Origin of the sequence: Variovorax endophyticus, from assembly GCF_025376855.1 — a bacterium.
GTDB lineage: Bacteria > Pseudomonadota > Gammaproteobacteria > Burkholderiales > Burkholderiaceae_C > Variovorax.
This window is the reverse complement of the sequence record NZ_JAHUTH010000010.1, coordinates 243934-251498: the sequence shown is the minus strand read 5'-3', so window position 1 is coordinate 251498 and position 7565 is coordinate 243934. Positions and strand designations below refer to the sequence as shown.

Here is a 7565-nt window from a genome sequence, read left to right as displayed (position 1 = left end):
CAGGGCAGTGGGTGCTTCCCGCAGCGAAATCAAGGAGGAGCCCGAAGGGCGGGGGACATTCGCGGAGGGAAGTACCCGCTGTCCTGTGCACGCGCCCCCGGCCAACCAAACGAGAACCTTCATGACCTTCTCAGTAGCCATAGACAACACCGGCGAACGCTACCCCTGCAAACCCGACCAGACCCTGCTCGGCGGCATGGAGCAATTGGGCCGCAAAGGCATCCCCGTCGGCTGCCGAGGCGGCGGTTGCGGCGTCTGCAAGGTCCGCATCGAATCGGGCCATGTGCGCCACGAGCGCATGAGCCGCTGCCACGTCAGCGCCGCGGAAGAAGCCCAGGGCTACGTGCTCGCCTGCAGGGCCTACCCGCAAAGCGACCTCGCCCTGCGCGCCGTCGACAAGTTGGCCCGCTGCATCGAACGGCATGCGGCAACGACTTCCAGAAATTCCAGTTCCCCCACCTGAACCTTTTCAACCACCAAGGAGACTCTCATGGCAATCACCGGCGTCATCCGTCCCGGACACGTGCAACTGCGCGTGCTCGACATCGAGGCCGCGCTCAAGCACTACCGCGACGTGCTGGGCCTGATCGAAACCGCTCGCGATCCGCAGGGCCGCATCTACCTCAAGGCCTGGGACGAGCACGATCACCACAGCGTGGTGCTGCGCGAGGCCGACGAGGCCGGCATGGACTTCATGGGCTTTCGCGTCGATTCGCCCGCCACGCTCGAGAAGCTCGCGGCCGATGTCAAGGCCAGCGGCCTCGCGACCGATCTGCAGTGGATCGAGGCCGGCGAGCATCTGCGCACCGGCCGGCGCTTTCGCTTCACCGTGCCCACCGGCCATTCGATCGAACTGTTCGCCGAGAAGGAAAAGGTCGGCAACGGCATGTCCTACGAGAACCCCGAGGTCTATCCCGACGATCTCAAGGGCATGGCGCCCTCGCGCTTCGACCATTGCCTGCTGTACGGCGACGACCTCGACGGCACCATGAAGTTGTTCATCGACGTGCTGGGCTTCCAGCTCGCCGAGAGCGTGGTGGCCGGTCCCGAGCGCATGTACATCGCGGCCTTCCTGACCTGCTCGACCAAGCCGCACGACATCGCATTCATCCGCCATGCCGAGAAGAACAAGTTCCACCACGCATCGTTCCTGCTCGACAACTGGGGCGAGGTGCTGAAGGCGGCCGACATCATCTCGAAGAAGCGCGTGTCGCTCGACATCGGCCCCACGCGCCACGGCATCACGCGCGGCGAAACCATCTACTTCTTCGACCCGAGCGGCAACCGCAACGAGGTGTTCTCGGGCGGCTACATCTACTACCCGGACAAGCCGCCGCTGGTGTGGACCGACGACGAGCTCGGGCGCGCGATCTTCTATCACGACCGCAAGCTCAACGAGAACTTCCTGAGCGTGCTGACCTGAGGAGCGCTCGATGAAGCAGTTCATGAACTTCATCGGCGGCGAGTTCGTCGCCGGCGCGAAGACCTTCGAGAACCGGGCGCCGGTCGACAACCGCCTGATCGGCCTGGTGCACGAGGCCGGCGCGGCCGAGGTCGATGCCGCCGTGCGCGCGGCCCGCGCCGCGCTCGACGGCGAATGGGGCCGCATGAGCGTCGCGCGTCGCGTCGAGCTGCTGCATGCGGTGGCCGACGAGATCAACCGGCGCTTCGACGACTTCCTCGCCGCCGAGATGGCCGACACCGGCAAGCCGCATGCGCTGGCCTCGCATGTCGACATCCCGCGCGGCGCGGCCAACTTCAAGGTGTTCGCCGACATCGTGAAGAACGTGCCCACCGAGAGCTTCGAGATGGCCACACCCGACGGCGGCCAGGCGCTCAACTACGCCGTGCGCTCGCCGCTGGGCGTGATCGGCGTCGTCTGCCCCTGGAACCTGCCGCTGCTCCTGATGACCTGGAAGGTCGGCCCCGCGCTGGCCTGCGGCAACACCGTCGTCGTCAAGCCCTCGGAGGAAACGCCCGCCACCGCAACCCTGCTTGGCGAAGTGATGAACGCCGTCGGCATTCCGCCGGGCGTCTACAACGTGGTGCACGGCTTCGGGCCCGACTCGGCCGGCGAGTTCCTGACCCGGCATCCGGGCGTGAACGGCATCACCTTCACGGGCGAGACCCGCACCGGCGAGGCCATCATGGCTGCGGCCGCCAGGGGCGTGCGGCCCGTGTCCTTCGAACTCGGCGGCAAGAACGCCGGCATCGTGTTCGCCGATGCCGACTTCGACAAGGCCGTGGCCGGCATCACGCGCTCGGCCTTCGAGAACTGCGGCCAGGTCTGCCTGGGCACCGAGCGGGTCTATGTGCAGCGGCCGATCTTCGACAGGTTCGTCGCGGCGCTCAAGGCCAAGGCCGAGGCGTTGAAGCCAGGTCCTTCGGAAGAACCCGGCGTCGGCCTCGGCCCGCTGATCTCGCGCGAGCACCAGCGCAAGGTGCTGTCGTACTACGAGAAGGCCGTGCAGGAAGGCGCCACCGTCGTCACGGGCGGCGGCGTGCCCGCCATGAAGGGCGCGCTGGCCGAAGGCAACTGGGTGCAGCCCACCATCTGGACCGGCTTGCCCGAGACGGCCGCCGTGATCCGCGAGGAGATCTTCGGCCCCTGCTGCCACATCGCGCCCTTCGACACCGAGGAGGAAGCGATCGCGCTCGCCAACGCCACCGACTACGGCCTCGCCACCACCGTGTGGACCGAGAACCTAGGCCGCGCGCACCGCGTCGCCAAGCGCGTCGAGGTCGGCATCTGCTGGGTCAACAGCTGGTTCCTGCGCGACCTGCGCACCGCCTTCGGCGGCGCCAAGGCCTCGGGCATCGGCCGCGAGGGCGGCGTGCATTCGCTGGAGTTCTACACCGAGCTCCGCAACGTCTGCATCAAGCTCTGAGGACACGGCAGTGACCAATCCCGAGATCGCCCACAGCGTGCGCACCGGCGGCTTCGCCACCAACGTGCACGACCTGGGGCAGGGCGCGCCCGTGCTGCTGATCCACGGCTCGGGCCCGGGCGTCAGTGCCTGGGCCAACTGGCGGCTCGTGCTGCCGGTGCTGGCCGCGAGTCGGCGCGCGATCGCGCCCGACATGGCCGGCTTCGGCTTCACCGAGCGCGTGCCGGGCGCGGCCTACGACATGGACGGCTGGGTGCGCCAGGCGCTCGACCTGCTCGATGCGCTCGACATCGAACGCACCGACCTGATCGGCAACTCCTTCGGCGGCGCGCTCGCGCTGGCGCTGGCCATCCGCGCGCCGCAGCGCGTGCGCCGGCTTGTGCTGATGGGCAGCGTGGGCGTGCCCTTCGCGATCACGCCGGGCCTCGACGCCGTCTGGGGCTACACACCCTCGTTCGAGAACATGCGCCGCATCATGGACGTGTTCGCCTTCGACCGCACGCTGGTCAGCGATGAGCTCGCGCAGCTGCGCTACGAGGCCAGCATCCGGCCCGGCTTCCAGGAGTCGTTCGGCGCCATGTTCCCGGCGCCGCGCCAGCGCTGGGTCGATGCGCTGGCCAGTCCCGAGGCCGACATCCGCGCGCTGCCGCATCGCACGTTGCTGATCCACGGCCGAGAGGACCGCGTGATCCCGCTCGCCACCTCGCTGACGCTGTCCGAGTGGATCGCCGACAGCCAGCTGCATGTGTTCGGCCGCTGCGGCCACTGGACCCAGATCGAGCATGCCGCGCGCTTCGCGCGGCTGGTCGGCGACTTCCTGGCCGAGGCCGACTGATTTCTTCCATCCCAACGCAAAGAGAGACCATGGACCCCACACTGATCCAGCAGCTCGGCGACGAGCTCTACGAGGCGCTGCGCGCGCGCGGCGTCGTCGATCCGCTCACCAGCCGCCACGAGGGCATCACCGTGGCCGATGCCTACGGCGTGCAGCAGCGCATGATCGCGCGCCGCCTCGAGGCCGGCGAGCGCATCGTCGGCAAGAAGATCGGCGTGACCTCGCGCGCCGTGATGAACATGCTCGGCGTGTTCCAGCCCGACTTCGGCTACCTGCTCGACGGCATGATCGTCGGCGAGGGCGAGTCGATCGACAGCACCACGCTGATCCAGCCCAAGGCCGAGGGCGAGATCGCCTTCATCCTCAAGCGCGACCTGATGGGCCCGGGCATCGGCAATGCCGACGTGCTGGCCGCCACCGAATGCGTGATGCCCTGCTTCGAGATCGTCGACTCGCGCATCCGCGACTGGAAGATCAGGATCGCCGACACCGTGGCCGACAACGCCTCGTGCGGCGTGTTCGTGCTCGGCGACAGCGCGGTCGATCCGCGCCGCGTCGACCTCTCGACCTGCGGCATGGTGCTCGAGAAGAACGGCGAGATCATCGCCACCGGCGCGGGCGCCGCCGCGCTCGGCTCGCCGGTCAACGCGGTCGCGTGGCTGGCCAACACCCTCGGCGCGCTCGGCATCGGTCTCAAGGCCGGCGAGGTGATCCTCTCGGGCGCGCTCGCCGCCATGTTCCCGGCCCAGGCCGGCGACAACTTCCGCGTCTCCATCGGCGGTCTCGGCGGCTGCTCGGTGCGCTTCCATTGACGGAGAAAAACCCATGACGAACAAGATCAAGTGCGCGCTGATCGGCCCGGGCAACATCGGCACCGACCTGCTCGCGAAGCTGCAGCGCAGCCCGGTGCTCGAGCCGGTGTGGATGGTGGGCATCGACCCCGAGTCCGACGGCCTGAAGCGCGCCCGCGAGATGGGCCTGAAGACCACCGCCGAGGGCGTGGACGGCCTGCTGCCGCACGTGAAGGCCGACGGCGTGCGGATCGCCTTCGATGCCACCAGCGCCTACGTGCATGCCGAGAACAGCGCGAAGCTCAATGCGCTCGGCGTGCTGATGATCGACCTCACGCCCGCGGCCATCGGCCCGTTCTGCGTGCCGCCGGTGAATCTGCAGGCGCTGATGGCCGATGCCGGCGAACGGCCCGCCAACGTCAACATGGTCACCTGCGGCGGCCAGGCCACCATCCCGATGGTGGCGGCGGTGTCGCGCGTGCAGCCCGTGGCCTACGGCGAGATCGTGGCCACCGTGTCCAGCCGCTCGGTCGGCCCGGGCACGCGCAAGAACATCGACGAGTTCACCCGCACCACGGCCGGCGCTGTCGAGCGCGTGGGCGGCGCCGCGAAGGGCAAGGCGATCATCATCGTCAATCCCGCCGAGCCGCCGCTGATCATGCGCGACACGGTGCACTGCCTGACCGAGGACACGCCCGACGAGGCGCGCATCACCGCCTCGGTGCACGCCATGATCGCGGAGGTGCGGCGCTACGTGCCGGGCTACAAGCTGGTCAACGGGCCGGTGTTCGACGGCAAGCGCGTGTCGATCTACCTCGAGGTCGAGGGCCTGGGCGACTACCTGCCCAAGTACGCCGGCAACCTCGACATCATGACCGCCGCCGCGGCGCGCACGGCGGAGATGTTCGCCGAGGCGATGCTCTCCGGCGCCCCGCAACCCGAAGCCGTCGCGGCATAGGAGCACCCACCCCATGAACACCAACACCCTCAAGGGCCGCCGCGTCACCGTGCACGACATGACGCTGCGCGACGGCATGCATCCCAAGCGCCACCTGATGACGCTCGAACAGATGAAGCACATCGCCACCGGCCTCGACGAGGCGGGCGTGCCGCTGATCGAGGTCACGCATGGCGACGGCCTGGGCGGCAGCTCGGTCAACTACGGCTTTCCGGCCCACTCCGACGAGGAGTACCTCGGCACGGTGATCCCGCTGATGAAGCGCGCCAAGGTCTCGGCGCTGCTGATCCCGGGCATCGGCACCGTCGACCACCTGCGCATGGCGCACGGCCTGGGCGTGCACACGGTGCGCGTGGCCACGCACTGCACCGAGGCCGACGTGTCGGAGCAGCACATCGCGATGGCGCGCAAGCTGGGCCTCGACACGGTCGGCTTCCTCATGATGGCCCACATGGCCTCGCCCGAGCTGCTGGTGCGGCAGGCGCTGCTGATGGAAGGCTACGGCGCCAACTGCATCTACGTGACCGACTCGGCCGGCCACATGCTGCCCGAGGACGTGAAGGCGCGGCTGGGCGCGGTGCGCGCGGCATTGAAGCCCGACACCGAGCTGGGCTTCCATGGCCACCACAACCTGGCAATGGGCATCGCCAACTCGATCGCCGCGGTGGAGGCGGGCGCGAACCGCATCGACGCCGCTGCCGCGGGGCTGGGCGCGGGCGCGGGCAACACGCCGATGGAGGTGTTCGTCGCGGTCTGCGACCGCATGGGCATCGAGACCGGCGTCGACGTGTTCGGCATCCAGGACGTGGCCGAGGACCGCGTGGTGCCGATCATGGACCACGTGATCCGCGTCGACCGCGACTCGCTCACGCTGGGCTACGCGGGCGTGTACTCGAGCTTCCTGCTGTTCGCCAAGCGCGCCGAGAAGAAATACGGCGTGCCGGCGCGCGAGATCCTGGTCGAGCTGGGCCGGCGCGGCATGGTCGGCGGGCAGGAGGACATGATCGAGGACACGGCGATCACGCTGGCGCGCGAGCGCCGGGCGCCGGTGCCGGTGGCCGCCGAGGTCGTGCAGGAGGTGGCGGCATGAAGCTCGATGCGAAGACCATCGCCGCGCTCGCAGAGCATCTCGAGACCTGCGAGCTCGAGGCGCGCGACACGCCCAAGATCACCGACGAATACCCGCAGATGGACTGGGACGACGCCTATGCGATCCAGGACGAGATCCGCCGCCGCAAGACGTCGCGCGGCCTGCGCATCGTCGGCCTCAAGGCCGGCCTGACCTCGCACGCCAAGATGAAGCAGATGGGCGTGACCACGCCGGTCTTCGGCTTCATGGCCGAGAACTACGCCGTGCCCGAGGGCGGCGAGTGCCGGGTGAGCGAGCTGATCCATCCGAAGGTCGAGCCCGAGATCGCCTTCGTGACGAAGCGCGCGCTCAGGGGCCCGGGCTGCCACATCGGCGCGGTGCTCGCGGCCACCGACTTCGTGCTGCCGGGCATCGAGGTGATCGACAGCCGTTACCGCGACTTCAAGTTCGACCTCAAGAGCGTGGTGGCCGACAACACTTCGGCCTCGCGTTTCGTGGTCGGTGGCCGGGCCGTGCCCGCGAGCGAGGTCGACCTGCGCACCACGGGCATCGTGCTCGAGAAGAACGGCCAGCCCGTGGCCTTCGGCGCCGGCGCGGCGGTGCTCGGCCATCCGGCCGCGGCCATCGCGATGCTGGCCAACCACCTGGGCGCGCGCGGCGAGGAGATTCCCGCCGGCACGCTGATCCTGTCGGGCGGCATCACCGAGGCGGTGGCCGTGCAGGCGGGCGACTCGGTCACGCTCAAGGTGCAGGGCATGGGCAGCGTCGGCCTGCGCTTCGTCTGAACAGGGAAGGAGCCGGACCATGCCGTTTGCGCAGATCTACCTGATCGAAGGCCGCACCGAGGACCAGAAGCGCGCGCTGATCGAGAAGGTCACGGCCGCCATCGTCGAGGCCGTCAACGCGCCGAAGGAGAATGTGCGCGTGTGGCTGCACGACGTGCCGAAGGAGAACTGGGGGATCGCCGGGGTGTCGGCGAAGGACCTGGGGCGCTAGCGGCCTC

The 7565-nt window shown here is 68.9% G+C and carries 9 protein-coding genes; all 9 read left to right on the top strand.

Annotated elements, in window-relative coordinates:
* The first annotated feature begins 121 nt into the window (after window positions 1-121).
* The 9 genes from KV106_RS15985 to KV106_RS15945 are packed head-to-tail and all read left to right on the top strand — an operon-like array spanning window position 122 to window position 7558.
* Window positions 122-463: a 2Fe-2S iron-sulfur cluster binding domain-containing protein gene (locus KV106_RS15985; RefSeq protein WP_261211033.1), complete on the top strand. Its 342-nt coding sequence runs from the start codon at window positions 122-124 to the stop codon at window positions 461-463.
* Between the two features lie 27 nt (window positions 464-490).
* Window positions 491-1423, top strand: a complete 933-nt coding sequence (locus tag KV106_RS15980; protein ID WP_057597595.1) for a catechol 2,3-dioxygenase — start codon at window positions 491-493, stop codon at window positions 1421-1423.
* A 10-nt stretch (window positions 1424-1433) separates the two neighbouring features.
* Window positions 1434-2888 carry a 2-hydroxymuconic semialdehyde dehydrogenase gene (locus tag KV106_RS15975; RefSeq protein WP_261211032.1) on the top strand — a complete coding sequence of 485 codons (1455 nt, stop codon included), beginning with the start codon at window positions 1434-1436 and terminating at the stop codon, window positions 2886-2888.
* Between the two features lie 10 nt (window positions 2889-2898).
* Entirely contained in the window at window positions 2899-3723 is an 825-nt protein-coding gene (locus tag KV106_RS15970; RefSeq protein WP_261211031.1) for an alpha/beta fold hydrolase, read from the top strand.
* 29 nt (window positions 3724-3752) lie between these two features.
* A complete protein-coding gene (dmpE, locus tag KV106_RS15965) occupies window positions 3753-4535 on the top strand; it encodes a 2-oxopent-4-enoate hydratase (RefSeq protein WP_057597598.1) in 783 nt (260 codons plus the stop codon).
* A gap of 13 nt (window positions 4536-4548) precedes the next feature.
* Window positions 4549-5472 carry an acetaldehyde dehydrogenase (acetylating) gene (locus tag KV106_RS15960; protein WP_261211029.1) on the top strand — a complete coding sequence of 308 codons (924 nt, stop codon included), beginning with the start codon at window positions 4549-4551 and terminating at the stop codon, window positions 5470-5472.
* Window positions 5473-5485: 13 nt separating this feature from the next.
* Window positions 5486-6562, top strand: a complete 1077-nt coding sequence (gene dmpG / locus KV106_RS15955; protein WP_261211028.1) for a 4-hydroxy-2-oxovalerate aldolase — start codon at window positions 5486-5488, stop codon at window positions 6560-6562.
* Complete coding sequence (gene dmpH / locus KV106_RS15950) at window positions 6559-7347, top strand: 2-oxo-3-hexenedioate decarboxylase (RefSeq protein WP_261211026.1); 789 nt, start codon at window positions 6559-6561, stop codon at window positions 7345-7347. The genes dmpG and dmpH overlap by 4 nt, the downstream gene beginning before the upstream one ends.
* A 19-nt stretch (window positions 7348-7366) precedes the next feature.
* Complete coding sequence (locus KV106_RS15945) at window positions 7367-7558, top strand: 2-hydroxymuconate tautomerase (RefSeq protein ID WP_057597602.1); 192 nt, start codon at window positions 7367-7369, stop codon at window positions 7556-7558.
* Window positions 7559-7565: the final 7 nt, after the last annotated feature.

What these genes read in the sequence shown, in the direction of transcription:
- KV106_RS15985 (WP_261211033.1), top strand. Translation starts at nt 122, where the DNA reads ATGACCTTCTCAGTAGCCATAGACAACACCGGCGAACGCTACCCCTGC.
- KV106_RS15980 (WP_057597595.1), top strand. Translation starts at nt 491, where the DNA reads ATGGCAATCACCGGCGTCATCCGTCCCGGACACGTGCAACTGCGCGTG.
- KV106_RS15975 (WP_261211032.1), top strand. Translation starts at nt 1,434, where the DNA reads ATGAAGCAGTTCATGAACTTCATCGGCGGCGAGTTCGTCGCCGGCGCG.
- dmpE (WP_057597598.1), top strand. Translation starts at nt 3,753, where the DNA reads ATGGACCCCACACTGATCCAGCAGCTCGGCGACGAGCTCTACGAGGCG.
- KV106_RS15960 (WP_261211029.1), top strand. Translation starts at nt 4,549, where the DNA reads ATGACGAACAAGATCAAGTGCGCGCTGATCGGCCCGGGCAACATCGGC.
- dmpG (WP_261211028.1), top strand. Translation starts at nt 5,486, where the DNA reads ATGAACACCAACACCCTCAAGGGCCGCCGCGTCACCGTGCACGACATG.
- dmpH (WP_261211026.1), top strand. Translation starts at nt 6,559, where the DNA reads ATGAAGCTCGATGCGAAGACCATCGCCGCGCTCGCAGAGCATCTCGAG.
- KV106_RS15945 (WP_057597602.1), top strand. Translation starts at nt 7,367, where the DNA reads ATGCCGTTTGCGCAGATCTACCTGATCGAAGGCCGCACCGAGGACCAG.